The sequence below is a fragment of the Rhizobium sp. LARHSG275 genome (genome assembly GCF_052871115.1).
Window position 1 is genome coordinate 15,915 of the sequence record NZ_JBIXJN010000031.1, and the last position, 25,640, is coordinate 41,554.

Below are 25,640 nucleotides of genomic sequence, written 5' to 3' on the forward strand. Positions count from 1 at the left end.
AACATGGTAGGGGGCATTTCGAACGTGTTGACGCGTGGGAGACTTCGATAATGGGAACGCCTCGGTTGCAATCGCTATGTTCCCAATCCAGCAATGTTCGCAGTGGGTTTCAAATGCCAACTCTATCTCAGGCGACGGGCTGTTGGTTTACTTGCGTTTATGCGAAAGCACGCTGACCCCTGAGCGGCTTTTAGCCAATCGATCACCGCTCTGGTGCCAGCAACCCACCCGAAATTCTTCTCCACGACCTCCAACATTGTCGCTGTGGCCCGCGGGTCATAGGTGGCCACTGCGTCATTGATCACCACCGCTGGATAGTGAAGCTGATAGGCTTGTCGCGCGGTGTCTTCGACACAGCACTCGGACATGACGCCGGTTATAATGACGCCATCGATATCTCGGTCCCGCAGGATGGGATCCAGAGCGGTTCCCAGGAAAGCACCGTACCCACGTTTTGTGAGCTGAACCTCATCTGCGGCGGGAGCCAGTTCATCAATAATGGCACAACAATCCCTATAGGCCTCGATGTCAGAATAATAGCGCAGATGTCCCGGACGACATCCCTTGATATCATCGGCTAGCCCACGCGCCCATGTGAACTTATCCTGCATGCGCTGGTACGGATCGTTTTCAATTCCGACCCGCGGCGGGAACATCGAACGGTGCGCCAGCGCGTATGAAGTCGTTCTGCATATCGACCACCAGAAGCGCTGGCCGTTCGATCTTAGGCAGGTTGTGGAGCGGCTGCACTGATCAATCCTTTGCTGGATGGAGCCGCATGGCTGCCGCTCCTCAGGGTGACTATCTCGTGGCGCTCTGCACAGGACCCGTTCGGCTCAACCGTGCTCGCATCGGGAAGTAGTAGAGGCAAGCTCCGACAGGCACGCCGACGATCCATGCCACGTCGATGTGCCTAGATAGGCAGCCAGGGGGCCCGTATAGTAATACATCAAAATGAAAGGGATTCCGCCAAGACAGCAAACACGAACGCGCCGATCGCTATCGGATTATATCGGCCGTAGATGCCGTCTGGATCGAAAATGTCCGCTACGCTGTATTGTCCACGCCGCAAGACGTAATAATCAACGAGGTTGATTGCGGTCCAGGGGATGAGTGCATAGCTCATCAGAAAGATGAAATTCAAGAACATGGTCGAGAAGGCGCCGTCGCCAAAATAAGACAGGATAGCATTGGCGATCGCAATCGCGATCATCACAACGGCCCGCTGCGTTGACCCAAAACGCATATTTCCAAATGGTTGTATGGTCGTCACTACTGCCATGAACGCGCCGTAGAGATTGAACACGTTGATGCACAGAAGCGCGTAGACGATCAGCACATACAAGATCGGCGAAAAACTACCGAACACCATAGCAAGACTACTACCGGAGTTGTCACTGAAGGTGGGGATCTGTACCGCCACCAGCGCACCAAGGAGCATCATCGCGAAGAGTGCAACGGCGATGCCCGCGAAGGTATACCAGAACACCTTCTTCGAGGAAACATTGCTCGGCAGGTAGCACGAATAGTCGGCAACATAAGGCGGAACGACAGGGCGAAGGTACAGGTTACGCCGATGCCGGCGAAGACGAGCGCTGGCTTCGTGGCTACCGGCAGCCAGTAGTCCAGGCTGGGTGGGTTGCTCAGCACGATAACGAAGACGACAGCATAGATTGCGCAGGCGATCCAGGTGAGCCAACGCTGGGTGTCGTGGATCAGTTTATAACCGTAAAGCGCGATGGCAAAACTCAGGATCGTGAATACTACGATCGAAACGGAGCGAGGAACCGCTACAACTCCGTTCACAGTCTGGGCGGCGAGCAGAGTGTTGCTGACGCTGAAGCCGAAATAGATGAACATGACGAAAAGCATTGGGAAAATCGCACCAAGCACGCCGAACTGCGCTCGAGACTGGATCATCTGAGGGATGCCAAGCCGCGGACCCTGCACTGAATGGGAGATCACAAATATTCGCTCGGACCCGTCGAAGCTTTACTCGGCAATCGCCGTGATCAAGAACCCGCGGCCGGCCAGCGCCGGGTAAAACTGCGACGGACCTGCCGCGACCGTTCAGCCGGAGTTCCGCGGCGGTTGTTTAGCTCTCGGGGGTCAGAATAATGGACCCATCGAATGATATTGGTTGGCCCTCACGGAGGGGCCAATATTCCCTAATGACCAACTCAGCGGGAATAGCCCGACCCGGAAATAGGTACGAAGGAACAGTCGAACGACAGTCAAAAACCCAATCACATGGACGAACGACGATTTTCTCGATCTGGGCGCGTCCAATGTGGCAGCTTCGATTGAATTCCGATCTTTTACAGGAGCTTTCCGTTTAAGCGACCGAAAGCCTTCTGGCGACTAGCGATGTGCGAAGCTTCATGGCCGGCTTTTCAATCAGCGCCCATGATAGAGTGGCTAATGCCACGGTCCCGACCGGCTCGACGATCCAAAGCCACCAGTGGCCGACCCATCCCATGCCGATCAGCGTGTGCATGACGAGCATATGGTAAAGGTAGATCCCGTAAGAGAGATCCTGCCCGCGCAAAAGGTTAGGGCGCGGAAATGAGTACGCTGCCGACAGGACTAGACCGGCTAGAATAGCGATTCGGAATGCATCGACAGGCGCCGCATTGTTGATAGAGATGAATGCAGCGGACGTCCCTGCTACCCACCACGTTATCGCGAGATGAGCTGCCAGCCACCACAAGAGCTTCCCCTCAAAGATCCTGCTTACGCGATGCCAGTAAAGCCGAGCAAGAACTCCCATCGAAAAAATCCAGAAAGTCGGGCCCACTGTCACCGACAGGAACGGATTGTACCTATCAGTTATGTTGAAGTACTGCGCCATGACCCAAGACCCGAGAGCGGCGACGGCAACGACTAGCGCCCCTGCTCGTTTCCACCGCCGCCAAATTTCCAACAGCGTTGGCAGGGTGAGGTAGAATGTCAGCTCCACCGTCAGCGTCCACAGCACTCCACTTGGGTCCGAGACGCCGTAAAAGCCGCTCATCGTGTAGGGCTCGTAGGTGAAGTAGACGGCCCAGATTCGTGCAGCGGTCAGAATGTAGACCGTGAAGTAAGACAGATACTGCAAGATGCCAGTGACATTTAATCCCCCCGTCACAAACAGGGCAAGTTCCATCACGGCGATGTTGACGAACAGTGCAGGAAAGATTCGGAGCGACCGCTTGACGAAAAAAGAGGCCGCCGACGATGAGCGGATGTAAGAATCTGTTACTAGAAAGCCGCTGATTACAAAGAAGATCGCAACACCCGGCGTCGAAAACAACAGATTGAAGGCCGTTGTGCCGTTCAAAGAATCGCCCAGGTGAAGCCAATTCCACGCGTGGCTGAACATCACTTGGCAGGCGGCAAAGAGCCTTAACAGGTCGAAGTTGTTCCGGTGGCCGGATGAGTGTTCATTGGATGGTCCCATGAATGTCCATTAGCCGGCAGATGCCGCGCAACCTTTCGGCGGTGTATTGAGAACAGAAGTCAGGTGTGGTGGTGGACGGCTTAGTTGTCTGCAGCCAAGACGGTGTAATTGCCGCTTCTCAAGGCTCAGACAGCCTGTCGTCGAGGTAAAGAGCCGTTTGCGCCTTGGCGACTGATTTCGCCCAGTGCCGCCTGCGGATGCAAACCCGAGCGGCATTGGCATCCCCCGTCAGATCGTTTGCCTTCGTTGGTTAACAACATCGATGGGTAATACCTATAACTAGGATCAACTATGAGACGTCTTTGGCCGATCTTTTGGATCAAACTGAACAATCGTGATCCAACTGGCAGTGAGTGCGGGCCGGTTCTCGTTTTCGATCTCGACCGTCACCTCGTAGGTCGTCACCAGCATGCTTGAGCCCCGAAAACGGCAGTCGGACAATACGAAGCGGCCGCGTACGCGACTCCCAGTCTTAACGGGCGACATGAAGCGCACGTTGTCGAAGCCGTAGTTGAGGCCCATTGTCTGCTCGCGAATTTTTGGCATCCCGCTGAAATTCATCACCGACAAAAGTGAAAGAGTCAGGAAACCATGAGCGATCGTGCCGCCAAACGGGCTTTCCACCGCAGCGCGTTCCGGGTTCACATGAATGAACTGATGGTCATGCGTTGCATCCGCGAATAGATCGACTGTTGATTGATCGATCATGATCCATTCGGATCTTCCAACTTCCTGGCCAACTCGCCCAAAGACATCCACGAGCGAAATTTCATTCATACGACCTCACTTATTCTAAATTCCAATGAGAAGGTTTCGGTATTTGTCCGAAATCGCGCTAGCTCCGGGAGCTATGCAATTATTCGACAGTGACCGATTTTGCGAGATTGCGCGGCTGGTCGACATCGGTTCCTTTGGTGACCGCCACGTAGTAGGCAAGCAGCTGTAGAGGTAGAGAGAAGATGATGGGCGCAATTATTTCCTCGACATCCGGCAGCACGATCGTGTGAATGGTATCGAGCTTCGAACGCGTAGCTCCGCTCTCATCGGTGAGAAGAATGACGCGGCCGCCGCGTGCGGCAACCTCCTGCATGTTGGAGACGGTCTTGTCGAAGAATCGATCATGTGGCGCGATAATGATGACGGGCATGTTTTCATCGACGAGCGCGATCGGGCCGTGTTTCAGTTCACCGGCGGCATAGCCTTCAGCGTGGATATAGGAAATTTCCTTGAGCTTTAGCGCGCCTTCCATCGCCAAAGGGAAACTGGTGCCGCGGCCAAGAAAGAGCGCATGAGAGTATCCCGAAAGTTCCCGCGACAGGAGTTTGATCTTTGGCCGAATGTTCCGCAGCACCTGCCTCATGATGCGCGGCATTTCAATCAAGCTCATGACCAGTTGCCGCTCCTCGTCCTCGGTAATCGTACCGCGCGCCTTGCCTGCACTGATGGCCAGAGCAGCAAGAACTGCGAGCTGGCAAGTGAACGCCTTGGTCGAGGCGACCCCGATCTCAGGACCTGCGAGGATCGGGAAGATGACATCGGCTTCTCGGGCAATGGTCGATTCGCTTGCATTGACGACGGCGCCGACCTTCAGCCCTTGTGCCTTGCAATATCGCATTGATGCTAGCGTGTCGGCGGTTTCACCGGACTGCGAGATGAAAAGCGCCGCCGCATGTGGCGACAGGGGGATATCGCGATAGCGGAACTCTGAAGCGACATCGATTTCCACTGACAGGCGTGCGTAGCGTTCGAACCAGTACTTGCCGATCAGGCCTGCCAAATAGGCAGTGCCGCATGCGGAGATCACGAGGCTACTGGCGTTTGCAAAATTCAGTTCCGTTGATACTTGAACTGCCCGATTGCTGGCTATATCGATGTAGCGGGCGAGAGCACCGGCTATGACCTCGGGCTGTTCGTAGATCTCCTTCTGCATGAAGTGGTCATAGTCGCCCTTGGTCACTCGGTCGACAGAGGCCATCGAGGTGTGTCGAGGGCGTGTGACGACATTGCCCTCACTATCGAAGATCCTGAAGTCTGTTTTCTCGATCACGGCCCAGTCGCCGTCAACCAGGTAGGTAACTTCGTTGGTTAAGGGAGCAAGCGTGATAGGGTCGGAGCCTAGAAACATTTCCCCGTCGCCATGACCAATCACCAGCGGAGGTCCATTGCGCGCCGCCATAATGGTGGCTGGCTCATCCTGGAAAAGAATTGCAAGGCTGAAGGCTCCCTTCAGCCGCTTTAGCATCGCGTGCATGGCCTCTCGGCCGCTCATACCGCCGCGACGGGATTTTGCGAGGAGATGCGCGACGACCTCGCTATCGGTGCTCGTCTCGAAATCCGCACCAGTCGCCTCCAGTTCGGCCTTCAGCTCCGCGAAGTTTTCGATGATACCGTTATGAACGACGGCAATACCGTCGACGATATGTGGATGAGCGTTTCGTTCTGTCGGCGCCCCATGAGTAGCCCAGCGGGTGTGGCCGATGCCGATGATCCCGTCTAGCGGCTGTTGCTTTAGCCTCATTTCAAGATTGACGAGCTTACCCTGCGCGCGGCAGCGCTCCAACGTGCCCTCAGAGATCGTGGCAACGCCAGCGGAGTCATATCCGCGGTACTCCAGACGCTTTAGCGCGTCGAGCAGTCGCTGCGACACCGGGCGCCGCCCGACGATGCCAACAATCCCACACATTGATTTGTCTCCGTTCGGTGTGCCAAAGGACGAAGGTGCCACGATGCTTTGTAGCGCGCCCATTTGCGGAACCTTCTAATCGCATCCGGTAAGATGTTTAAAATCGATTGTTGTGATCGCGCACATCCAAATTGTGGATGCAACTCGCGCCATTGCCTTTACGAGATCCGCTCAATGTAGGTGGAGATGCCGCACCAAGTTCATTGAATTGATGGCGAAACACCTCGCCTTCTCAGGCGAGTTCAGTTTCCACTGGTTCGACGAGACGTGCAAAGCCCACATATGTGCATCCGTCAGAAAGCCGTCGTGGTTGCCGCGTTGGCCGGTCTGATATCCAAGATTTAAGAATCAACCACGCCATATCGGCTTGGTGGCAAGTGGGAGTGTTGGTTCACAAGCACCGCCTTGACTATGGCGTTCTCAGCGGCTTGCCTCAGCGCTTCAACCGAGCCGGATTTCCCATGGCCTTTTCCCCTGCGGGTATATCGCGGGTGACTACGCTTCCGGCGCCGATGACGGCGTTGTCGCCGATCGTCACCCCTGGGAGGATAATTGCTCCACCCCCAATCCAGACGTCTTTGCCAATCCGGACAGGCCGACCTAGCTGCAGACCAGCCTGCCGCTGCTCGGGATCATGCGGATGGTCGGCGGTGTAGATCTGCACAGCCGGTCCGACTGCCGTCCCAGCACCGATCGTCACTTCTGCTACGTCAAGAATTACGCAGTTGAAATTGATGTAAACGTAGGCACCAAGCCTGATGTTGAAGCCGTAGTCGCAATGAAATGGCGGACGGATGACGGCTCCAGTTCCGACCTCTCCTAGTCGCTCCAGAAGAAGTGCGTTCCAATGCTCGGCCGTACTTCCCAGAGTATCATTATATCTCTTCAGCCAAGCTCCCGTGGCCAACAGGTCCGTCTGAATCTCCTCGTCCGCCGGGTTGTACATCTCGCCCGCCAGCATCTTTTCTTTTTGAGTGCGTGTCATTGTCTGTTCTCAGTTCGCGTTCATCGATGAAGTTGTTGGTCCTCTGACGCCCGGCTTGAACGAGGTTCAGATAAGCTCCTCTTCTCGACGCTCGACATCGCATGGCGCAGAAGAGAAGTCCCGGCAGGAAAGCGGTCGGCAAAGCGGCGTTTGCGTGGTCCAGAGGCTCGTTCGACAGCAGTGGATTGAAAGTGGCAGTGACCAGCCCGGCCGGCAAGCGGAATCGATAGCAAGTGAAGTTGAAGAGCCGCTCCGAGTGCCAAACCCGGAGCGGGCGCTCTTTCCAGCCGGTTGCGTGAATGATCATAACTGCGGAACGCAACCATATTTTCCTCATCCCGCCTTGTGAGCAATCCCCGGCAAGCCGTTGTGGACTAACCATTGGTGCGAATTGACCTGCATTCGTAACGGCACGCCAGTTAGCTTCTCTCCAGCGGCACCACCCTCGCGGTTGCAGCTGGAACCATTCACGGCCACATCGTCCGCCGCCTCTTCACACTTGTCTGAATGCCAGGACGGCGTTGGTGCCTCCCATGGCGAACGCATTGCTCATCGCTACGCGCACCTTGCGCTCACGCGGGACATTGGGAGTGACGTCGAGATCGCACTGGGGGTCAGGCTCACGATAGTTGGCGGTGGGCGGTATGACACCTTCTTGGATCGCCATGACGCAGGCAATCATTTCAAGTGCGCTGGCAGCACCCAGGCAATGGGCGTGCATGGACTTGGTGGAGGAGACGGACATCTGAAAAGCGTGGTCTCCGAAGACGCGCTTGATCGCTGCCGTCTCCATCTCGTCATTCGCAACGGTGCCGGTGCCGTGCGCGTTCAGGTAGTCTACATCGTCCGGGTTTAGCTCGGCATCGGCGAGGCAGCTGCGCATTGCGGCCTCCGGTCCCTCGATGGAGGGCATGACAATGTCGTAGGCATCGCCGGAAAGTCCGATTCCAGCAACCTCGGCAAGCATAGTCGCACCGCGGGCAGCAGCGTGCTCGTAACTTTCCAGGACAGCCATTCCGGCACCCTCGCCAAGGACAACGCCTTTCCTATCGGCGGAGAACGGGCGACAGGTATCAGGGGCAAGCACGCGCAGTGCTTCCCATGATTTCAGGACTCCCCATGTGAGCGGCGCATCGCTTCCCCCGGCAAGCATGACGTCTGCACGGCCCAGCCTGATCTGATCTACCGCGGAAGCGATGGCATGATTTCCGGCAGCGCAGGCAGAGGTGACGCCGAAGACGGGGCCGCGTAGCCCCAAAAAAATGCTGACGTGGCCGGCAGCCGCACTTGGCATTCCCTTCGGTGCAGTGAAGATGCGCGCCCGGGTCACTCCATCTAAAAGGATACTACGGTAGGTTTCTTCGATCGTTCCCCAGCCGGGTCCGCCGACGCCCATCGCGGCGCCGAAGCGGTGGGCATTTTGTTCATCGCAGGAAAGTCCGGCCTGCTTCATGGCTTCGGTTGCAGCAATCACCGCGAGAAGGCTGAAGCGGTCCATAGAGACAAGCTGTTTGCGCGGGATGTCGTGTTCCGGTATCGCCTTGATCTCGGCACCAACGGTGCCCTCCAGATCATAAAGATCTGTCGTGATGATCGGGCTGATTGCGGAGCGGCCTTCGCGCATTTCTTTCCAAATAGATGCGGCATTCGTTCCTAATCCGCATAGTCCGCCAATTCCCGTGATTACGACGCGCCTGTCCATCACGCCTCCTTCGCGATCAAGCCGCGAACGGCTTCGACGACATCGCCGATATTTTTCAAATTAGACCAAGCATCGGCCGTGTTCATCTCGATCCTGATACCGTAGGCCTGCTCCAGGTCCCAGAGCACATCGGCCAAAGCCAGTGAATCGATGCCAAGGGAGGTCAATTCGCTATCAGCGGTGATGTCTCCGATTGCTGCAGGAATCCTCCCGCCATTTTCCGATTGGGCGAGGTTTTTGATTGCAGCAATGATTTCTACTGTGAGCTGATCGGCCATCATGTTCCTTTCCATCATTCCAGTTAGTCCTGAACGCGGCGCACATCCGGGCAAGCAGGGCTTGAGCACGTTCGATGCTCCTGCGGGAGGGGCCGGCCTACGTCTGGTTTTGTGCTATGGAGCATGCCGAAGGATTGGTAAAATTGATTGATTGGATCGAAAGCATCCGCAGTATGGATGAAGGAATGAGCCCCGCGCACCATTCCCTTGTACCTTTGTACATGTGGCGCGCATATGAAGCGCGATATCCAGGACGCGGAGAGGTTCGCGTGGATTCGCGACTTTGACAACTGATCGAGCCGAGCGTGGCTGCCGGCCAAAAACACACTATTTTTATCCAAGTTCGGATGGGTGGAAACGCGGAATGCGAGGGGTGGCAGCTTTCGCAGCGTCACTTGCTATCCTCATCAAAACTAATCGCGAAACTAAAAACGGTTCGACTGGTCAACGCGCGAAGCAGTCAGGTCGCCAACGCCTGCAGTGAGATACCGTAAGCGACTGCAGCTCTACCAGGATTGGGTCGCTCTGGGCTCTTGAGAGCATCTTTCGGAGGATGTCTCGATGCGCGAAGCCTCCTCCAGTATTATGTTGCGCATCCAGATGCTCCCGGGGTCAGAATTGTGAAGCAACGGCCACTGTAGTGCTTCTGTGAACGAGAGAGGAGGTAGCGGATGATCTACGATCTGAAGGGGAATCGTCGGTTCGAAATGTCTGACAAGCAGCAAGGGAAGGGTTGCTATCCGATTCGTCCCCTGAAGTAACATTGGGATCGAGTTGAAACCGGGGACCACGATTTCGACACGCCGCTTAAAACCGTGCTCCAGTAACAGCCATTGTTCAATGGATGGCTTCAAAGTACGTCCAAACATGGCCGCGACGTGCCCCATCGACATGAATCGCTTGAGGGAAAGTTTCCCGCGCAGCTGCTGATTGCTAGGGCAGCCGACGCATACGAGTTTGTCCTCAAACAGCTTCGCGCTGGGATGAGTGGCTGACATGAACTGATCCGGAAGGATCAAAAAATCCAAGTCTCCACTGCGGAGACGTTCGTCCGGATCATCATTGACGTGGAGCAATTCAAAGCTGACGCCAGGTGCCTCGCGCGCTACGCGCTTTATCACCTTTTCAAAGAATACGAGCGTCATGAAATCGGACAGTACGATTCTGAAGCGCCGGTCAGATTCCGCCGGGACTAATGGATCCCACGCAATGACAGAGAGCTGAATGTGCAGAAGAGCCTCGCGAACTGCAGGGGCGAGCGCCTCCGCTCGCGGTGTCGGGACAAGTCTGCGCTGCTGCATCAGAAACAGTTCGTCGTTGAAGTAGGCGCGCAACCTGCCGATGGCTGCGCTCATGGCTGGCTGACTGAGGTTGATGCTACGCGCTGCCGCGGTGAGCTTCCGCTCGGTCATCAAAGCATCGAGTGCCACGAGAAGATTTAGATCCAGGCCCTTAAAACGCATTCTCGATCCACGCTGTAGATGATTGTGATCCAAACAATCAATTTTACCAATCTTTCTGAGTGCTTATTAGAAAGGCCGGAACTTATCAAGGCGCCAAAGCAAACTAGCGAGCGGAGGCGGATCGTATCTGTCGCAAATAGACGACAAGCGGTCCCATCTGTCCTATCAGCGTGTGCGCCTGAACCAATCTCTGCTGCTTTGGGCTTGTTGGCTGAGGAACGAATTGGAGCTTTGCATGTCTGCTGGAGTGCGGTGGAAAATAACCTGGGAAAATGATCTCGAACCGTCGGATCATGCGGAACTGTCTGAATTTTTCCGAGCAACCTATGGTCCGACTGGCGCATTCAATGCCAAACCTTTCGAGACTGGCCGCAGTTGGGCGGGTGCGAGGCCGGAACGCCGGGCAATTGCTTACGATTCAAAAGGCATAGCAAGTCACATGGGGTTGCTGCGTCGCTTCATAAAAGTTGGTGATACCGATTTGCTGGTCGCCGAACTTGGCTTGTACGGCGTGCGGCCGGATCTGGAGGGGCTTGGCATCCCTCACTCGATCCGCGCTTTGGCTCCGGCTTTGCAGGAGCTGGCGGTGCCGTTCGCGTTCGGTACCGTCCGACATGCTATGCGGAACCACGTGGAGAGATTCTGCCGAGACGGTATCTCCAATATCGTCACGGGGGTTCGTGTACGCTCGACCCTTCCAGATGCGCTGCCGGATATGCCCTCCACGCGCACCGAAGACGTGCTCGTCCTGGTATTTCCCATAGGACGACCAATGAGCGAGTGGCCTTCTGGATCATTGATCGAACGAAACGGATGCGAGCTATGAAGCGGCGCGCTTATATAAGCGAAGTGCCGTTCGATGAGGCAGGAAGCGACGATCGTAACATCTACTTGACGTTCGACGACGGTCCCAATCCGCACTGCACTGGCCAGATCCTGGATGTGCTCGCCGAACACCGCGTACCAGCCACCTTTTTCGTCCTCGGTGGGCATGTCAAAGACCACCCCGATCTTGTCCGCCGTGTTGCGGCAGAAGGTCACTTGGTCGCCAATCACACGATGACCCACCCCGATCTTACGGCCTGTGACTCGGAGGCGATCGAACGAGAGATAAAGGAGACAAACGAAGCCATCGTCTCTGCGTGTCCCCAAGTTGCGGTTCAACATATACGAGCGCCATACGGCGCTTGGAACGCGGATGTCCTTTCAAGATCGATGAACGCCGGACTTCGACCTGTTCACTGGTCGATAGACCCGAGAGACTGGTCCCGTCCCGGAGTCGATTCTATCGTTGACGCGGTACTCGCTGCTGCTCGGCCAGGTGCAATCGTGCTTTTGCACGACGGTTGCCCACCTGATGAGATCGGGAACTGCAAGCTCACCGGACTGCGTGATCAAACACTTTCGGCGCTCTTGGCGATTATCCCGGCACTGCATAGCCGTGGATTTTCCCTTCGTTCACTTCCCCAGTAAAACTAAATCGACGAGAAACCATGACCTTGCTTGAAACAACCAGCATCGCCGCCGTCTCGCTTTATGGACTGCTTTCCTCCTCCTATAGGAGTGTACAGGTCCTTCACGCTTTCCGAACTCTCAAGTCGGAAACAGCGGAAAACACCGTCGAAGAGAGCTCTCTGCCAAGCGTGGACATCATCGTGCCTTCGTTCAACGAGAGCCCGCGCGTCCTGTCCGATTGCCTGGCATCCCTTGCCAACCAGGATTATCCGGGGGTGTTGCGAGTTTATGTGGTTGACGACGGTTCCAGAAATCGCGACGCCGTGGTGGCCGAACAGCTTGCCTATGCGGGCGACGCGAGATTCGAATTCATCATGCTCCCCAGGAATGTCGGAAAGCGCAAAGCGCAAATCGCTGCCATTTCCCGATCGTCCGGGGACCTGATCCTGAACGTGGATTCAGACACCACTCTCGCCTCCGACGTGGTTTCCAAACTCAGTCAGAAAATGCGCGATCCGGCGGTCGGTGCGGTGATGGGGCAGCTTGTAGCAAGCAATCAGAGCGACTCGTGGCTGACCCGATTGATCGACATGGAGTACTGGCTGGCCTGCAATGAGGAGCGCGCCGCGCAGGGCCGGTTCGGTGCCGTGATGTGTTGCTGTGGACCCTGTGCCATGTACCGCCGGTCCGCCTTCGTCTTGCTTCTTGATCAATACGAGACGCAGCTTTATCGGGGAAAGCCGAGTGACTTTGGCGAGGACCGTCATCTGACCATCCTAATGCTAAGCGCCGGCTTCCGTACCGAATATGTCCCAAGCGCTATCGCCGCAACCGTCGTTCCTGACGGTTTGGCTGCCTATCTGCGCCAGCAACTGCGTTGGGCACGGAGTACATTCCGAGATACCCTGCTTGGGCTTCACCTCCTCCGTGGCATGAACTGGTATCTGACTTTGGACGTCGTCGGGCAGAATGCCGGCCCTCTTCTGCTTGCATTGTCCGTACTGGCGGGTCTTGCACAGTTCGCCCTGACGGGTTCAGTGCCCTGGTGGACGATAGGAACGATTGGATCATTGACGCTGATACGATGCGGCGTAGCTGCTTATCGTGCCAGGCAGCTTAGATTTCTTGGTTTCTCGCTGCACACGCTCGTGAACGTCTTTCTATTACTTCCGGTGAAGGCTTATGCGCTCTGTACGTTGTCCAACAGTGATTGGCTGTCGCGCGGCTCCGGAGTCAACGCATCAGGCGCCGTTCGGAAGCAGAAGGCCTCCGAAACTCCAATGCTTGCGGCCCCCGAAGCTACTTTCAGCGGCGAATAATCGCTGTGTCGCCGCATCTTGTAAACCTTAGGAACCACATGAACGGTCAATCGGATCTACAGGCAGCTGTGGCTGAGACGCTCCGCCGCCAAAGCAACCTACCGTGCATTTCGATTTCAGAAGCAATCGCTCCCCAAGTAGGAGCGATATCTTCTATTGCGATCGAGCTCGTCGGCGTTACCAAATCATATCGTGGGAAGGCCGTAGTTGACGGATTGTCTTTCAACATTGGGTCAGGAGAATGCTTTGGCCTATTAGGCCCAAACGGCGCCGGAAAAAGCACGATCAGCCGTATGATTCTAGGAATGACGTCGCCTGATGCGGGCATCATCTCGGTGCTCGGAGTGCAGGTACCCCGGCAGGCTCGTTCGGCGCGCGCCCGTATCGGTGTCGTCTCTCAGTTCGACAATCTCGACATGGAGTTCACGGTACGGGAAAACCTGTTTGTCTACGGCCGGTACTTCCGCATGAAGACCACGGAGATCGAAGCGATCGTGCCCTCGCTGCTGGAATTTGCGCGGCTTGAAAACAAGGCAGATACGCGGGTGGCCGATCTTTCTGGAGGCATGAAGCGGCGCCTATCATTGGCGCGCGCGCTGATCAATGACCCGCAGATCCTCATACTAGATGAACCGACCACCGGCCTCGACCCGCACGCACGCCACCTGATCTGGGAGCGTTTGCGATCGCTGTTGGCGCAAGGCAAGACGATCCTTTTGACGACCCACATCATGGAAGAGGCAGAACGCCTATGTGACCGGCTGTGCGTGCTCGAAGGTGGAGTTAAGATAGCCGAAGGCCGCCCCTTTGACCTGATAAAGGAGCAGATCGGCTGCCCCGTCATCGAGATCTATGGCGGAGACCCCCAGGAGCTTAGCCTTTTGATCAAGCCATACGCACGGCGCATCGAAATCAGCGGCGAGACACTGTTCTGTTACACCCCCGACCCAGAACAAGTTCGGGCGCAACTCCGCGGACACTGGGGTCTGCGCCTCCTGGAGCGGCCGCCAAACCTAGAGGACGTCTTCTTGCGGTTAACCGGACGCGAGATGGGGAAGTACCAATGAGTGGAGATAGCGTAACGGCATTGCCGGGCGGCAGCTTGAACTGGATTGCTGTCTGGCGTCGAAATTATCTTGCATGGAAGAAGGCGGCGCTGGCGTCGCTTCTGGGTCATTTGGCCGAACCCTTGATCTACCTGTTTGGCCTTGGCGCTGGTTTGGGCGTGATGGTGGGCCGCGTTGGTGGCGTTTCCTATACTGCTTTCTTGGCAGCTGGAATGGTCGCGACAAGTGCGATGACGGCTGCAACGTTTGAGACGATTTACGCAGCTTTCGGCCGGATGGAGGGTCAGCGCACTTGGGAGGCGATGCTCTACACACAGCTGAGGCTAGGCGATATCGTTCTCGGTGAGATGGCCTGGGCGGCGACGAAGGCCGCTCTGGCGGGTGCCGGCATAGGCGTGGTCGCCGCCGCTCTAGGGTACACGCAGTGGCTGTCGCTGCTATATGCGCTTCCGGTCATCGCGCTGACGGGTTTGGCCTTTGCAAGCCTTGGGATGGTCGTCACCGCCCTTGCTCCGAGCTATGATTATTTCATCTTCTATCAGACGCTTGTTATCACACCTATATTGTTCCTCTCGGGTGCCGTCTTTCCAGTCGATCAACTGCCCATTGTCTTTCAGACGGCTGCGCGATTTCTTCCTCTGTCGCATTCCATCGACCTCATACGTCCGATAATGCTCGGTCACCCCGTGGTGGATGTCTGCCAGCACGTCGGCGCACTTTGCATCTACATCGTCATCCCATTCTTTTTATCGACAGCCTTGCTGCGACGCCGCCTGTTGCGCTGACGATCATTGGTGGAGCGCATCCCGACGGTAGATCAATGCTTTGGTCCGTCTGGTTAGACAAGCCTTTGCTTTCATCGGCGCGGTAGTTCCCGGCAACGGCTGATAAGTTCGATAAGGGCTAGGGATGCGATTCACCCGCTACACGACACCATTTTTTTCGCTGCTGCTCTCGGGATGCGTGGTAGGTCCCAATTATGCGCCACCTGAAATGCCGCTACCTGCGAAATTCAGCGAGGGTGGTGTCACCTCAAACGGCGACGTCACTGTGGTCGCTTGGTGGACCGCATTCAATGATCCAATGCTCACCTCTTACGTGGAACAAGGCATAAGCCAAAATTTGGATGTCCAGCAGGCGATCGAAAGGATTGATTTGGCTGCTGCCACTGTCACGATAGCTGAAGCCAGCGCACTCCCAGATCTCACGTTGAGCGGCTCTCATACGGTAAGCGGGCAAAAGGGTAAACTCCGCAAGCAGACTTACACTAGCAATACCTCCACTGGTGAGTTGTCGCTATCATGGCTTCTCGACTTTGGCGTCTACAAGCGGAACACTGAGAGCGCGGAGGCCGCCCTCGATGCGGCGTACGCGTCAGTAGATATGGCGAAACTCGCCTTCATAAACGATATTATCTCAAGTTATGTTGACGCTCGTTATTACCAGCGGCGTCTAGCGCTTTCGCAGGCTAACCTTAAATCAAGAAGGGAGACTTTTGAGCTCACGACGTCTAAGTTTGCCGCAGGAGCCGTGGCTCGCATGGATGTTGTGCGGGCAGAGGGGCTGGTGCAATCGACGCTGGCCGAAATTCCTAGCCTTGATGCTAATTTTCGCATCTCAGCCCACCGGATAGCGACGTTGCTTGGTAAGCCCGCCGGTTCCATGGTCGAGGAGATTGCAAAAGGTTCAAATCAGCCCGCATTTCACGCGGATGTAAATGTTGGCATCCCTGCAGACATTATTCGAAATCGGCCGGACATTCGAAAAGCCGAGCGCGACCTTGCTGCCAGCACGGCACAGATCGGGGTGGCGGAAGCGAAACTGTTTCCATCTATTACGCTTTCAGGCTCTATTTCGCCATCAGGCATCAATGAACGCGGGGTCTATGGGAATCTCACATCATGGTCATTTGGGCCGAGTTTGAACCTTCCCATTCTAGACGGCGGAAGTCTGCGAGCAAATGTGGAACGGATCAAATCCAAAGCGACGATTTCCTACTTGAACTGGAAATCCACTGTGCTCAAGGCGGTCGAGCAAGTTGAAAATGCGCTAGTGGCAATGCATCGTGACGCGTGTACCGTGCAAGCGTTGAAGGCAGCGGTTAAAACTGCGGAAGAAACTTTGAAGCTATCAACCTCGTCTTACAAGGATGGCGCGTCTTCGCTTCTCGATTTGCTGGAAGCCCAGAGGTCGTTCTCTGTTACACAAGTCAGTCTCGCCACAGCCATACAGCAATCGGCGAAAGATTATGTCCGCCTCATTAATGCGATTGGGGGGCGGATACAACCCGTTTCAAAGGAACGCTTTTAGGTAATCTGTGGGATTGCAGAATGCTTGACTTCAGAAGCTCATTGTCGGCGGCTGGTGAAATTTGGTGTGAACATGTCGAATAGTGGTTTGTCACACCGGGAAACGCCAGCTCCTGCTCGGCCGAAATCGGGGAACTTCATTCTTCCAAACTATGCTGCATGCGAGTTTGCGACGACCAGCCGGGGACCTAAACGTTTGGCGTAGCATATTTCGTCATCAAGTCAGTCGCGCAAACCCCCTAAGTTCGGCGTGCCGCGTCATTCCTGATCGGATTGCCTCTTTGCCTCGACTGTAATCGGTAAACGGGAGCTCTGCGCTAATTCGGGGAGGGCGAGCAGCCATCCATTCCTCACCAACACAAACCCGCCCCAGAAGTCTTCATTCTCCACCGCTACAACGGGCTCCTCGACATCCTTTTTTGACATATAGATCGACAAGCCGGCCCCATTTCTCCGGATCATTGCTTTCATTTACTGTACCTCGTTTTACACACGTGAAATTTGCTCCATTTCGCACCCGTTGGAACCGACGATGCTGCCACGCTCAACCACCTCATTGTTGCAGGGGTTGCTGTCGAGGAGGATGCCCGCCTGCGCCAAAATGCTTTCGCAGGCGAGCCCTTTTTGCTTTCGTTTACGGCTGCTCAGGCAGGAACGCAGGTGTTCGGCATGGGGCAAATGGCTCTGCATTTGGGCGCGTCAAACTCAATCCTACACTCGGTGCATATTTTAGGATCGACCACGAATCTGTCAGTTTTGAAACTGATTGCGCCTGAGGGGCACTCAAATTCGCATGCGCCGCATTGGGTGCATTGTGAGGCGATGATTTTGAAGGCCATGATTCAGCTCCTCTGGTTTAGTCAAAGTGTGTGTCAAGTCGCGGCTGCTAAAGCGTCGTCGTGAAGCACCGCGCTATAATGAGCGTCGATTGCCTGCTCGATGTAGGAGCCGCCATAAGCGCCCGTTGCTCGAACACCTCGGCGTGCGAGTTTATTCGTAGGGCCATTGCCGATCTGGGAACAAATCAGCAAATCTAAGCCTTCGAGCGCATTGATGATACTGTTGAGAGTAGCCTCCTCCCCCCATCCACCAAGGCAGTACGGGTCGATCTTTAGGTTACCTATCAATCCGATGCCCTTTTGACAGACTGAGAAAATCTGCATTTCCTGCGCATGACCGAAATGTTCATTGACCCGGCCTCCACCTTTGGTGGTTACAGCTATAAGGAAAAGTTCGTCAGATGGAGCTGAGACCGGTGTGGCCTCGTCCCTCGCATCCAACGTTTGCCCGCGTCGCTCGCGCTCGATCAACTTGCGATAGGCATGGCGCTTGTCACTGTCGTTGGTCGCTTCAGCTGGGATTTGGGAAATCGTGAATTCGTGTGCGCGATCATCACTGAGCAGACCGACTGCATCGGCACGGCACTGGCGGCAATGGCGCATCACCTTCGTGTCGCCTTCAAGCCGGTCCCGAAGCGCGATTAACTCAGAAGGGGCAGGGCAAAGCTGACCGTTCAGACCATATAGAGTACCATTTGAAGGCTCTGAGATCAGGGGCATTACGTTGTGCATAAACGCGCCCCTGTCCTTGACCCACTTGTTAACCTCGATGAGATGCTCGTCGTTGACGCCCGGGATCATCACCGAATTGACCTTGGTGAGGATGCCGCGTTCTGTCAGCATTTCGAGCCCCAACATTTGCCTCTCATGAAGGATCATGGACGCATCGATGCCGTTGTAGCGGCGGCCATCATAGAATATCCAGGGGTAGATCTCGGTCCCGATCTTCGGATCTACCATGTTGATGGTGATTGTTACGTGCCCGACATTCATGTCGACAAGCTCGTCGACATGTTCAGGAAGCGCGAGGCCATTGGTTGAGATGCAAAGCTTGACGTCGGGGATTTCGCGGGCGATCGGTATGAGCGTCGCTTTTGTCTTCCTCCAATCGTAGCAGGCATCGCCCGGCCCGGCGATCCCCACCACCGAAAGCTGCGGCACTTCGCTGGCGACCGCCATGGCCCTGCGCAGCGCCTGGTCGGGAGTGAGCCTATGTGATGCTACTCCTGGCCTGCTTTCGTTTGCGCAGTCATATTTTCGATTGCAGTAATTGCATTGGATGTTGCAGGCTGGTGCCACCGCTAGATGCATCCGCGCGAAATAAAGATGCGCTTCCCGCGAGAAGCACGGGTGGTCTTTGATCTTTTCACGGATCGCTGGATCCATAGCATCCGGCTCTGAACTGCCACGGGACGAAGGTGCATAGTCACCGAACGTTGTTGCCTCCGACACGCGTGCGGCAGGTGCTGCGTTGGTGTTCCTACACTTACTCATCCCTCTGGACATTCCGGAACTCCAATGACATTTGAAATCTCAATTCCGCGAGCAAGAGCGATGCCAGTCTGAGAAACGTCACCCTGCAAGGCCGATACGCTCTTCGATGTCCGCTTTAGACCATTTTGCTACAGGGTTTCGTTGGAGACACGACAGGGCCACTTGGCAGACCTTGTCTGGTGGGGGGGGAAGCTAGAATCGCCAGGCGTCTGTTCGGCGCGACCTGGCGAACCAGGTCTGCGCCAATGACTGCGTTGTTAGAAGACTTTTCGTTCGATCCCGTGTCGGCGCAGAGAGTAACCGACCTGTCGCGGCGTTCGGCCAAGGAGCCGCGCAGCTTTAGCCTGAACCCATCCGGCCGTCGCCATCGCCTGTTCCAACCGTTCTCTGCCGATCAGACCTGACTGCCCCATTATGGTTTCAGGCGCGAAGGCGGCGACATCACGCGGCTGTCCCACCGACACCGTTTCGTCTCGAGCGAGCCCATGAACTGAGCCCTTGCCGATTCGCTCGGCAACCGCCTTTTTAAGGAGCGGGGAATAGCATCGACCCTGTTCACAGGCGAGATCTTGAGGAACGATGATGTCCGAACGGGCCAGAGTTGCGGTCCTCTGTGTGCAGTTTTGCAGCTCACGAATATTACCGGGGAACTCGCATTTCGAGAGGATATCAAGCGCCGAGGGTGCGAAGCTTAGCGAACGGCCGTTCTCCCTGTTGAAACGCTGGAGGAATTTTTGGGCCAAACGCGGGATGTCACCATCACGCTGCCTGAGTGGTGGCAAAGTGATGGGTACGACATTGATCCGGTAATATAGGTCGGCTCTGAACTCCCCCGCCGCCACGGCCGTTTCAAGATCCTTATTGGTCGCGCATACCAACCTGACGTTGACTTTCAATGTTCTTGTCCCACCGACACGCTCAAGTTCGCCTTCCTGCAAGACGCGCAGCAACTTGGCCTGAAACTCAGCCGAGATTTCTCCTATTTCGTCGAGCAGCAAAGTTCCACCGTGCGCCAGCTCGAACCGACCTTCTTTCTGAGAGGTAGCGCCGGTGAAGGCGCCTTTCTCGTGCCCGAATAGTTCCGATTCCAGAACGCCTGCCGACAGCGCGGCGCAATTCAACTTTACGAAGGGCTTTTCGCGGCGCGACGAGGAATCGTGTATCAGCTTTGCAAAGAATTCCTTGCCCGTGCCGCTCTCACCTCGCAACAGGACAGGCGAGTTGCTCCTTGCGACAATCTGGGCGATTTCAAGAACCTCATTGAGTGCCGCGCTCTCGCCCACAATTTCAGCACCCGGCCGCACTGCAGATTTGGGCATCTTCTCATCATCTGATCCAGCCACGGGACTACTCCATTCAGCACGTGGTTGAGAGTGCTTTGGGCACTCAGGACAATCCTGGAACGTCCTCCGCGCTACATATTGGACTTCGAAGGTCAATAAAAATTACAAATTGGTAGGGCGCTCCACCAGCCGGTTCGTCATTGTTTGCCTACCCTGCGTTGGGTCACCGAATGGCTGAAGAAGCTGGTCATCCAAACTTGAAGAGAACGCCGAACCCACCTCGTGGATACGTCCACTTAATATCGCCGTCGGGTCCGCATAACACCCTACATGTCCCGCATTCCAAGCAGCCATCGGAGACAATCGTCACCTGACGTCTGTCGTTCAGCTGGTAACATTTCGCCGGACAAACCTGTGTTAAGGCGATTAGGTTTGGACTTGGAAACAGGTGTTTCCTGACCGATATGTGCGGGCGGCCCGGGTCAACCAGATATCGGTTCTGGTAAAGCTTGTCCTCAACACGCCGTTTAACGATGGCCTTCATCTGAATCTCCCTTTAGCGCCACGCGCGGGCGAGCCGGACTGCGTCTGAAACCAATCCCCACCGGGATCGTGCTTTCAAAAAGGCGGCAGAGGTGGCAGTTTCTTTGTGAAGTTTTGAGGTTCCGTCGACGCGGACGAAACTGTGCGCAGCTTTAGATATCAACTTTGGATATGAAACAAACAAGCTCTGGCTGTTGGCATGGAGAAACCTTGGCATCTCTTTATGCTTCATTAGATCTTTGATGACGAAGGATGAGTCGAGCATGCTCTTATACAAAGCCAAGTTGCTTTTCACCATCGAGCCGCCGCGATCCTTTACGTCTGCGATCGCTTTACCCGCCAGATAACCTGATGTCATTGCGAGGTTCGAGCCCTCCCGATGTGCGGCATTGTTCAACTGGGCCGCGTCTCCAACCACGACCCACCCATTGCCGAAGAGCTGTGGGATAGCCGTAAAACCGCCTTCGGGAATGAGATGCGCAGCATATTCCTTCACCTCAGACCCGGCAATCAATGGCCGGATCGAAGGATGGTGCTTGAAAGCTTCAAGCAAATCGTATGGCCTTTCCATGGCGGCGGCCAAACCGGAAACGAGGCATCCTATCCCAACCGAGATGGACTCCTTGTTCGTATACAGAAAGCCAAGCCCCGGGACTCCCCGTGAAATTGTCCCACCTGCCTCGATCACACAGCCTTCGTCTGCAGTCAGGCCAAAGCGTTCTGCGATAACGTCCTCCGGCAGGAAATGCATCTCTTTCACGGCAAGTGCGACGCTGTCCGGCTTGGGAGTTTCACGGAAACGTCCTCGTGTTCCTAGGAAGCCATTCACCCCCTCAGCAAGCACCACGACGTCGGCAAAAATGGCCCCGCCAGGGCGGTCGGTGCATACGCCTGTCACGTTGCCGCATGAATCCTGGATAAGTCTTGTGGCCAATGTCTCGCAGAGAACGGTGCATCCGGCCTCACGCACCTTGGCCGAGAACCATCTATCGAATGGGGCACGGATGATCGTGTATCGGTTTGGCCTCCGTTCGTTAAAGTCATCCGACCGATAGTGAATTCCGGTGTGCGACGCGCCGTCCATGATCCAGAAGCGCTGCTCGACAAGATGCCGTTCAAGAGGCGCGTCATCGCGGAAGTCGGGAATGATCTTCTCCAGCGCGTCGGCGTACAGTATCGCTCCTTGAACGTTCTTCGAACCCGGGTACTCGCCGCGTTCCAACTGCAGCACTTTCAGACCACGCATGGCCATCGCATAAGCAGCCGCGTTACCCGACATACCTGCCCCGACCACGATCGCATCGAATTTCTCGTTCTTCATTAGCGGCACCTCAGTTTACTTGCATCGATTGGTATGAGGCGCTAGTCGCCTGGTGAACGCCGCGGTCAGTGCCGGCAGAAGACCGACTGCATCAGCCACAACCGCGACATGGGCGAAATCGAAGATCGGGGCATTGCCGTCGGTGTTGATGGCAACGATCAAATCAGCCCCTTCGACGCCAACCCGATGTTGGACCGCGCCTGATATTCCAGCCGCAAGATAAAGTTTGGGCCGGATCGTCTGGCCGGTTTGGCCAATCTGCCGATCAACCTCCATCCAACCTTTTTGAACCAAAGGTCGGGAGCAGCCGAATTCACCGCCAATTGTCCTCGCTAGAACCATCACACGCTCCAGATTCTCGGCGGTGCCAATACCAAGCCCGCCGGCGACCACGATGTCGGCATAGGCGAGGTTGATTTTCTCTGATCGTCCATCCGGAAGGAAGCCGAGAACCTTTGTGACAATCTCCTCCTCAATCATCATCAGGTCATGCCGAATGATAGGCCCACTTGTATTGGTCACTCTATTGGGAGTCGCCATGACCCGGGGCCGCACCGTCGCCATTTGCGGGCGACAGTTGAGAGTGTAGATCGTGCACAGCAGCGAACCGCCAAATGTCGGCCGGGTGGCTGCGAGCGAGCCGTCTGCATCGACATCCAACTCGGTACAGTCAGCCGTAAGCCCTGTTTCCAGGGTAGTTGCCACAGAACCGGCGAGGTCTCGCCCAAGCGAGGTGGCGCCGAGCAGCAGAATTTCCGGCTTATGGAGGATGACCAGGTCTGAGAGAGCTTTGGTGAAGGGCTCGTTTCGGTAGTCCGATAGCAGCGGTGACTCGACGAGGTAGGCGAGATCGGCCCCGTAAGCGAACGCCTCTGCAATGGCAGACCGACTTCCCAGGCCTTCCGCGGTTCCAATGACCACTCCCGCCAGTTGAATGCTCAGCTTATCGGCAAGCTTGCGCCCTTCACCGAGCAGTTCAATAGACACGGGGTGCACTTGACCTCGCTCAAGCTCGATGAAAACCCAAACGTGCCGATTGTCGCGGAAGTGTCTGGGCAATTCCTTCTTCGCGCTGGCACGACTGACGATTGGAGATTGACTTTCAGCTTCGTGGGCTTCCATTTATGCTCCTTGTTTCTCACGTGAGCCCATTCGGTTGCAAGCTCGCTTCCAATGCGGGCTGGTGCTCGAAGATCGACGCGATTATTTCGTCAGACAGCGGACCGCACTCGTCATCGTTTACTTCGATTTGGATTGCTTTCTCGGCCCGTGGGGTCGGGGCGAATACGCGCTTGACGACAGTCGGCGATCCTCTCAAGCCGCATTTAGCTATCTCCACAATACCGGCGTCGGCTGCACGCCAGGTGGGTATGTGCGCGCGCGCGGCACGCAACGCGTCAGCGACGGAGCCGCGCCGGATGGCGTTGACGCCTTCAAGGACACTGATCAAGCACGGCAGTCGGCTCTTCAGCATTTGTGTGCCGCCTTCCGAACGGCGCTCCACCGTGATCTCTCGGGCATGAAGATCGACTGAAACAATTTTCGTTACGGAGGTCAGTTGTTGCAGTTCAAGACGCCTGGCAATCCCCGGCCCCACCTGCGCTGTATCGCCGTCGATCGTCTGCTTGCCAGTAAACACGATTTCAGGCGCATGGCGGAGACCAAGGTTCGTAATAGCTCGGGAGATAGCAAATGAAGTTGCCAAGGTGTCTGACCCGGCGAAGTGACGGTCGCTAAGGAGTACCGCTTCATCTGCCCCGTATGCCAGAGCTTTCTCCAGCGCTTGTTTTGCCATGGGCGGACCCATGGTAAGCACAGTGACTTTACCCCCATACCGTTCACGCAGTTCAAGAGCTTCTTCCAAGGCGAAAAGATCGTAAGGATTGATGATTGTCGGCACGCCTTGGCGCATGATCGTGTTGGTAACCGGATGAACCCGGATCTGTGCGGAGTCAGGCACTTGCTTTATGCAGACCACGATATTCATGCTGTCTTTGGCTCCAACCGAATGTAGCTTTTGTGTCTCGGTCGGTCCTAGCACTCGTCGTGCCAAGCCGATTGCGCGGAGATCAGCTGGCGGATTTCGGGGGGATTCGGGTTGGCTAGTCGTCGACAGTGCGACAGCTTTGTCAGGTTTGCGACACGGTGGCTGCATGCGCTTGGCAGGGGTGCAACACTGCTCGCGAGATTTTTAACCGCAAACGATTTCGCTAGAGCACCGCGCCGCTTTCCATTGCCAGCATTTGCATCAAGCGCAGCTCATTCGACCGAGAAGTGTTGGCATTGAAGCCGACCCACTGCTGCCTCTTCAGGAGCAACACGACATGTGTCGACATTGTCGTTTCCTTTGTCGACTTCGTGACACGTCTTAGGATTCTTCGGTCCGGTATTTTATCCCTCTAAGTGTTTGCGGCAGCACCAAATTCCGTTCTGCCAAATCAATCCGCCCAGTCTGGCACGACGCTTGAAAATTGTTCTCGGGCCGCGACGGAACCAGCCGCGTCCAATGTCGCGGCATCACCCTCGGTTCGAACACGAAAAGGAAGCAATAATGGCTGCTCTGCGTCAGATAGCGTTTTACGGAAAGGGAGGCATTGGCAAATCCACCACCTCCCAGAATACGCTCGCTGCCCTTGTCGAACTTGGGCAGAAAATCCTCATCGTCGGCTGCGACCCAAAGGCTGATTCGACGCGATTGATTCTGAACTCCAAAGCGCAGGGCACTGTTCTGGATCTAGCCGCAACGAAGGGTTCAGTCGAAGATCTGGAACTCGGCGACGTGCTCAAAACTGGCTACGGCGGCATCAAATGTGTGGAGTCGGGCGGCCCTGAACCTGGCGTCGGCTGCGCCGGACGGGGCGTCATCACATCGATCAACTTCCTGGAAGAAAACGGCGCCTATGACGACGTCGACTACGTCTCCTATGACGTGCTCGGAGACGTGGTGTGCGGGGGCTTTGCTATGCCCATTCGCGAAAACAAGGCTCAAGAAATTTACATCGTCATGTCCGGTGAGATGATGGCTCTCTATGCTGCAAACAACATTGCGAGGGGCATCCTCAAATATGCCAGCGCCGGAAGCGTGCGGCTTGGCGGTCTGATCTGTAATGAGCGGCAGACCGATCGAGAATTAGACCTCGCGGAAGCGCTGGCCGCCAAGCTCAATTCGAAGCTCATTCACTTCGTGCCACGCGACAACATTGTCCAGCACGCGGAGCTTAGAAAGATGACCGTGATCCAATACGCGCCACGCTCCAAACAGGCGGCGGAATATCGATGGCTGGCCGAGAAGATCCACTCCAACTCGGGAAAGGGCACTATCCCTACTCCCATCACAATGGAGGAGCTGGAGGATATGCTGCTCGACTTCGGGATCATGAAGTCGGACGAGCAGATGCTTGAAGAACTTCTCGTCAAAGAGGTGCAGGCGGGTTTGGCGCCATAGTCGTCCGCAGATAGG

General features: G+C 55.8%; 25 protein-coding genes and 1 pseudogene. 7 read left to right on the plus strand and 19 right to left on the minus strand.

Annotated elements, in window-relative coordinates; all coding sequences use genetic code 11:
- Window positions 1-122: 122 nt before the first annotated feature.
- From ACIPSK_RS30125 to ACIPSK_RS30170, 10 genes and pseudogenes are all read right to left on the minus strand, one after another.
- A complete protein-coding gene (locus ACIPSK_RS30125) occupies window positions 123-656 on the minus strand; it encodes a cysteine hydrolase family protein (protein WP_080635757.1) in 534 nt (177 codons plus the stop codon).
- 293 nt (window positions 657-949) lie between these two features.
- Window positions 950-1,699 carry a cytosine permease gene (locus ACIPSK_RS30130; RefSeq protein ID WP_080635756.1) on the minus strand — a complete coding sequence of 250 codons (750 nt, stop codon included), beginning with the start codon at window positions 1,697-1,699 and terminating at the stop codon, window positions 950-952.
- A pseudogene (locus tag ACIPSK_RS30135) lies at window positions 1,630-1,920 on the minus strand (cytosine permease); the annotation flags it as partial. The pseudogene ACIPSK_RS30135 and the gene ACIPSK_RS30130, both read right to left, overlap by 70 nt.
- Window positions 1,921-2,335: 415 nt before the next feature.
- Window positions 2,336-3,439, minus strand: coding sequence for a nodulation protein NodX (nodX, locus tag ACIPSK_RS30140; RefSeq protein WP_017968975.1), 1,104 nt, complete (start codon window positions 3,437-3,439; stop codon window positions 2,336-2,338).
- A 285-nt stretch (window positions 3,440-3,724) separates the two neighbouring features.
- On the minus strand, window positions 3,725-4,216 hold the full coding sequence (locus ACIPSK_RS30145) for a MaoC family dehydratase (protein ID WP_017968974.1): 492 nt from the start codon (window positions 4,214-4,216) through the stop codon (window positions 3,725-3,727).
- Between the two features lie 79 nt (window positions 4,217-4,295).
- Window positions 4,296-6,122, minus strand: a complete 1,827-nt coding sequence (glmS, locus tag ACIPSK_RS30150; protein WP_017968973.1) for a glutamine--fructose-6-phosphate transaminase (isomerizing) — start codon at window positions 6,120-6,122, stop codon at window positions 4,296-4,298.
- Window positions 6,123-6,555: 433 nt separating this feature from the next.
- Window positions 6,556-7,107, minus strand: coding sequence for a sugar O-acetyltransferase (locus tag ACIPSK_RS30155; RefSeq protein WP_017968972.1), 552 nt, complete (start codon window positions 7,105-7,107; stop codon window positions 6,556-6,558).
- 493 nt (window positions 7,108-7,600) lie between these two features.
- A complete protein-coding gene (locus tag ACIPSK_RS30160) occupies window positions 7,601-8,809 on the minus strand; it encodes a beta-ketoacyl-[acyl-carrier-protein] synthase family protein (RefSeq protein ID WP_017968971.1) in 1,209 nt (402 codons plus the stop codon).
- Complete coding sequence (locus tag ACIPSK_RS30165) at window positions 8,809-9,087, minus strand: phosphopantetheine-binding protein (RefSeq protein WP_026154649.1); 279 nt, start codon at window positions 9,085-9,087, stop codon at window positions 8,809-8,811. Before ACIPSK_RS30165 ends, ACIPSK_RS30160 begins: the two co-directional genes overlap by 1 nt.
- Before the next feature lie 506 nt (window positions 9,088-9,593).
- Window positions 9,594-10,550 (minus strand): LysR family transcriptional regulator, encoded by a 957-nt coding sequence (locus ACIPSK_RS30170; protein ID WP_017968969.1) that lies wholly within the window; start codon window positions 10,548-10,550, stop codon window positions 9,594-9,596.
- A gap of 235 nt (window positions 10,551-10,785) precedes the next feature.
- Here ACIPSK_RS30170 and ACIPSK_RS30175 point away from each other — a divergent pair, with 235 nt between their 5' ends.
- From ACIPSK_RS30175 to ACIPSK_RS30200, 6 genes are all read left to right on the plus strand, one after another.
- The gene (locus ACIPSK_RS30175) at window positions 10,786-11,376 is read left to right on the plus strand and encodes a NodA family N-acyltransferase (protein WP_017968968.1); all 591 of its coding nucleotides are present in this window, start codon (window positions 10,786-10,788) and stop codon (window positions 11,374-11,376) included.
- Window positions 11,373-12,023: a chitooligosaccharide deacetylase NodB gene (gene nodB / locus ACIPSK_RS30180; protein ID WP_017968967.1), complete on the plus strand. Its 651-nt coding sequence runs from the start codon at window positions 11,373-11,375 to the stop codon at window positions 12,021-12,023. Before ACIPSK_RS30175 ends, nodB begins: the two co-directional genes overlap by 4 nt.
- Window positions 12,024-12,043: 20 nt before the next feature.
- Window positions 12,044-13,324 (plus strand): chitooligosaccharide synthase NodC, encoded by a 1,281-nt coding sequence (nodC, locus tag ACIPSK_RS30185; protein ID WP_017968966.1) that lies wholly within the window; start codon window positions 12,044-12,046, stop codon window positions 13,322-13,324.
- Between the two features lie 38 nt (window positions 13,325-13,362).
- A complete protein-coding gene (nodI, locus tag ACIPSK_RS30190) occupies window positions 13,363-14,391 on the plus strand; it encodes a nodulation factor ABC transporter ATP-binding protein NodI (protein WP_446533093.1) in 1,029 nt (342 codons plus the stop codon).
- A complete protein-coding gene (locus ACIPSK_RS30195) occupies window positions 14,388-15,176 on the plus strand; it encodes an ABC transporter permease (protein WP_017968964.1) in 789 nt (262 codons plus the stop codon). The genes nodI and ACIPSK_RS30195 overlap by 4 nt, the downstream gene beginning before the upstream one ends.
- 124 nt (window positions 15,177-15,300) lie before the next feature.
- On the plus strand, window positions 15,301-16,701 hold the full coding sequence (locus ACIPSK_RS30200; protein ID WP_446533094.1) for an AdeC/AdeK/OprM family multidrug efflux complex outer membrane factor: 1,401 nt from the start codon (window positions 15,301-15,303) through the stop codon (window positions 16,699-16,701).
- 257 nt (window positions 16,702-16,958) lie between these two features.
- On the opposite strand, the gene nifT is transcribed toward ACIPSK_RS30200, so the two are convergent.
- The 9 genes from nifT to ACIPSK_RS30245 form a co-directional block, all read right to left on the minus strand.
- Window positions 16,959-17,171: a putative nitrogen fixation protein NifT gene (nifT, locus tag ACIPSK_RS30205; protein ID WP_017968963.1), complete on the minus strand. Its 213-nt coding sequence runs from the start codon at window positions 17,169-17,171 to the stop codon at window positions 16,959-16,961.
- Window positions 17,172-17,344: 173 nt separating this feature from the next.
- On the minus strand, window positions 17,345-17,539 hold the full coding sequence (locus ACIPSK_RS30210) for a 4Fe-4S binding protein (protein ID WP_003563211.1): 195 nt from the start codon (window positions 17,537-17,539) through the stop codon (window positions 17,345-17,347).
- Window positions 17,540-17,572: 33 nt separating this feature from the next.
- Entirely contained in the window at window positions 17,573-18,925 is a 1,353-nt protein-coding gene (nifB, locus tag ACIPSK_RS30215) for a nitrogenase cofactor biosynthesis protein NifB (protein ID WP_017968962.1), read from the minus strand.
- A 365-nt stretch (window positions 18,926-19,290) separates the two neighbouring features.
- A complete protein-coding gene (gene nifA, locus ACIPSK_RS30220; protein ID WP_017968961.1) occupies window positions 19,291-20,376 on the minus strand; it encodes a nif-specific transcriptional activator NifA in 1,086 nt (361 codons plus the stop codon).
- A 187-nt stretch (window positions 20,377-20,563) separates the two neighbouring features.
- The gene (locus tag ACIPSK_RS30225; protein ID WP_017968960.1) at window positions 20,564-20,860 is read right to left on the minus strand and encodes a ferredoxin family protein; all 297 of its coding nucleotides are present in this window, start codon (window positions 20,858-20,860) and stop codon (window positions 20,564-20,566) included.
- 12 nt (window positions 20,861-20,872) lie between these two features.
- Window positions 20,873-22,180, minus strand: a complete 1,308-nt coding sequence (locus ACIPSK_RS30230) for an FAD-binding protein (RefSeq protein ID WP_017968959.1) — start codon at window positions 22,178-22,180, stop codon at window positions 20,873-20,875.
- 15 nt (window positions 22,181-22,195) lie between these two features.
- A complete protein-coding gene (locus ACIPSK_RS30235; protein ID WP_017968958.1) occupies window positions 22,196-23,302 on the minus strand; it encodes an electron transfer flavoprotein subunit alpha/FixB family protein in 1,107 nt (368 codons plus the stop codon).
- A 16-nt stretch (window positions 23,303-23,318) separates the two neighbouring features.
- Window positions 23,319-24,167, minus strand: a complete 849-nt coding sequence (locus ACIPSK_RS30240; protein ID WP_017968957.1) for an electron transfer flavoprotein subunit beta/FixA family protein — start codon at window positions 24,165-24,167, stop codon at window positions 23,319-23,321.
- A 223-nt stretch (window positions 24,168-24,390) separates the two neighbouring features.
- Window positions 24,391-24,516 (minus strand): hypothetical protein, encoded by a 126-nt coding sequence (locus ACIPSK_RS30245; RefSeq protein WP_017968956.1) that lies wholly within the window; start codon window positions 24,514-24,516, stop codon window positions 24,391-24,393.
- A 215-nt stretch (window positions 24,517-24,731) separates the two neighbouring features.
- On the opposite strand from ACIPSK_RS30245, the gene nifH reads away from it, so the two are divergent.
- On the plus strand, window positions 24,732-25,625 hold the full coding sequence (gene nifH / locus ACIPSK_RS30250; protein ID WP_003563197.1) for a nitrogenase iron protein: 894 nt from the start codon (window positions 24,732-24,734) through the stop codon (window positions 25,623-25,625).
- Window positions 25,626-25,640 lie beyond the last annotated feature (15 nt).

Coding starts and splice junctions, on each gene's coding strand:
- ACIPSK_RS30125 (WP_080635757.1), bottom strand. CDS start 656: ATGTTCCCGCCGCGGGTCGGAATTGAAAACGATCCGTACCAGCGCATG.
- ACIPSK_RS30225 (WP_017968960.1), bottom strand. CDS start 20,860: ATGAAGGCCATCGTTAAACGGCGTGTTGAGGACAAGCTTTACCAGAAC.
- ACIPSK_RS30240 (WP_017968957.1), bottom strand. CDS start 24,167: ATGAATATCGTGGTCTGCATAAAGCAAGTGCCTGACTCCGCACAGATC.
- nifH (WP_003563197.1), top strand. CDS start 24,732: ATGGCTGCTCTGCGTCAGATAGCGTTTTACGGAAAGGGAGGCATTGGC.
- ACIPSK_RS30170 (WP_017968969.1), bottom strand. CDS start 10,550: ATGCGTTTTAAGGGCCTGGATCTAAATCTTCTCGTGGCACTCGATGCT.
- nodI (WP_446533093.1), top strand. CDS start 13,363: ATGAACGGTCAATCGGATCTACAGGCAGCTGTGGCTGAGACGCTCCGC.
- ACIPSK_RS30145 (WP_017968974.1), bottom strand. CDS start 4,216: ATGAATGAAATTTCGCTCGTGGATGTCTTTGGGCGAGTTGGCCAGGAA.
- ACIPSK_RS30245 (WP_017968956.1), bottom strand. CDS start 24,516: ATGTCGACACATGTCGTGTTGCTCCTGAAGAGGCAGCAGTGGGTCGGC.
- ACIPSK_RS30165 (WP_026154649.1), bottom strand. CDS start 9,087: ATGGCCGATCAGCTCACAGTAGAAATCATTGCTGCAATCAAAAACCTC.
- ACIPSK_RS30160 (WP_017968971.1), bottom strand. CDS start 8,809: ATGGACAGGCGCGTCGTAATCACGGGAATTGGCGGACTATGCGGATTA.
- nodX (WP_017968975.1), bottom strand. CDS start 3,439: ATGGGACCATCCAATGAACACTCATCCGGCCACCGGAACAACTTCGAC.
- ACIPSK_RS30230 (WP_017968959.1), bottom strand. CDS start 22,180: ATGAAGAACGAGAAATTCGATGCGATCGTGGTCGGGGCAGGTATGTCG.
- nifB (WP_017968962.1), bottom strand. CDS start 18,925: ATGGATCCAGCGATCCGTGAAAAGATCAAAGACCACCCGTGCTTCTCG.
- ACIPSK_RS30175 (WP_017968968.1), top strand. CDS start 10,786: ATGTCTGCTGGAGTGCGGTGGAAAATAACCTGGGAAAATGATCTCGAA.
- ACIPSK_RS30155 (WP_017968972.1), bottom strand. CDS start 7,107: ATGACACGCACTCAAAAAGAAAAGATGCTGGCGGGCGAGATGTACAAC.
- glmS (WP_017968973.1), bottom strand. CDS start 6,122: ATGTGTGGGATTGTTGGCATCGTCGGGCGGCGCCCGGTGTCGCAGCGA.
- ACIPSK_RS30195 (WP_017968964.1), top strand. CDS start 14,388: ATGAGTGGAGATAGCGTAACGGCATTGCCGGGCGGCAGCTTGAACTGG.
- nifT (WP_017968963.1), bottom strand. CDS start 17,171: ATGAAAGCAATGATCCGGAGAAATGGGGCCGGCTTGTCGATCTATATG.
- nodB (WP_017968967.1), top strand. CDS start 11,373: ATGAAGCGGCGCGCTTATATAAGCGAAGTGCCGTTCGATGAGGCAGGA.
- nodC (WP_017968966.1), top strand. CDS start 12,044: ATGACCTTGCTTGAAACAACCAGCATCGCCGCCGTCTCGCTTTATGGA.
- ACIPSK_RS30200 (WP_446533094.1), top strand. CDS start 15,301: ATGCGATTCACCCGCTACACGACACCATTTTTTTCGCTGCTGCTCTCG.
- ACIPSK_RS30210 (WP_003563211.1), bottom strand. CDS start 17,539: ATGGCCTTCAAAATCATCGCCTCACAATGCACCCAATGCGGCGCATGC.
- ACIPSK_RS30235 (WP_017968958.1), bottom strand. CDS start 23,302: ATGGAAGCCCACGAAGCTGAAAGTCAATCTCCAATCGTCAGTCGTGCC.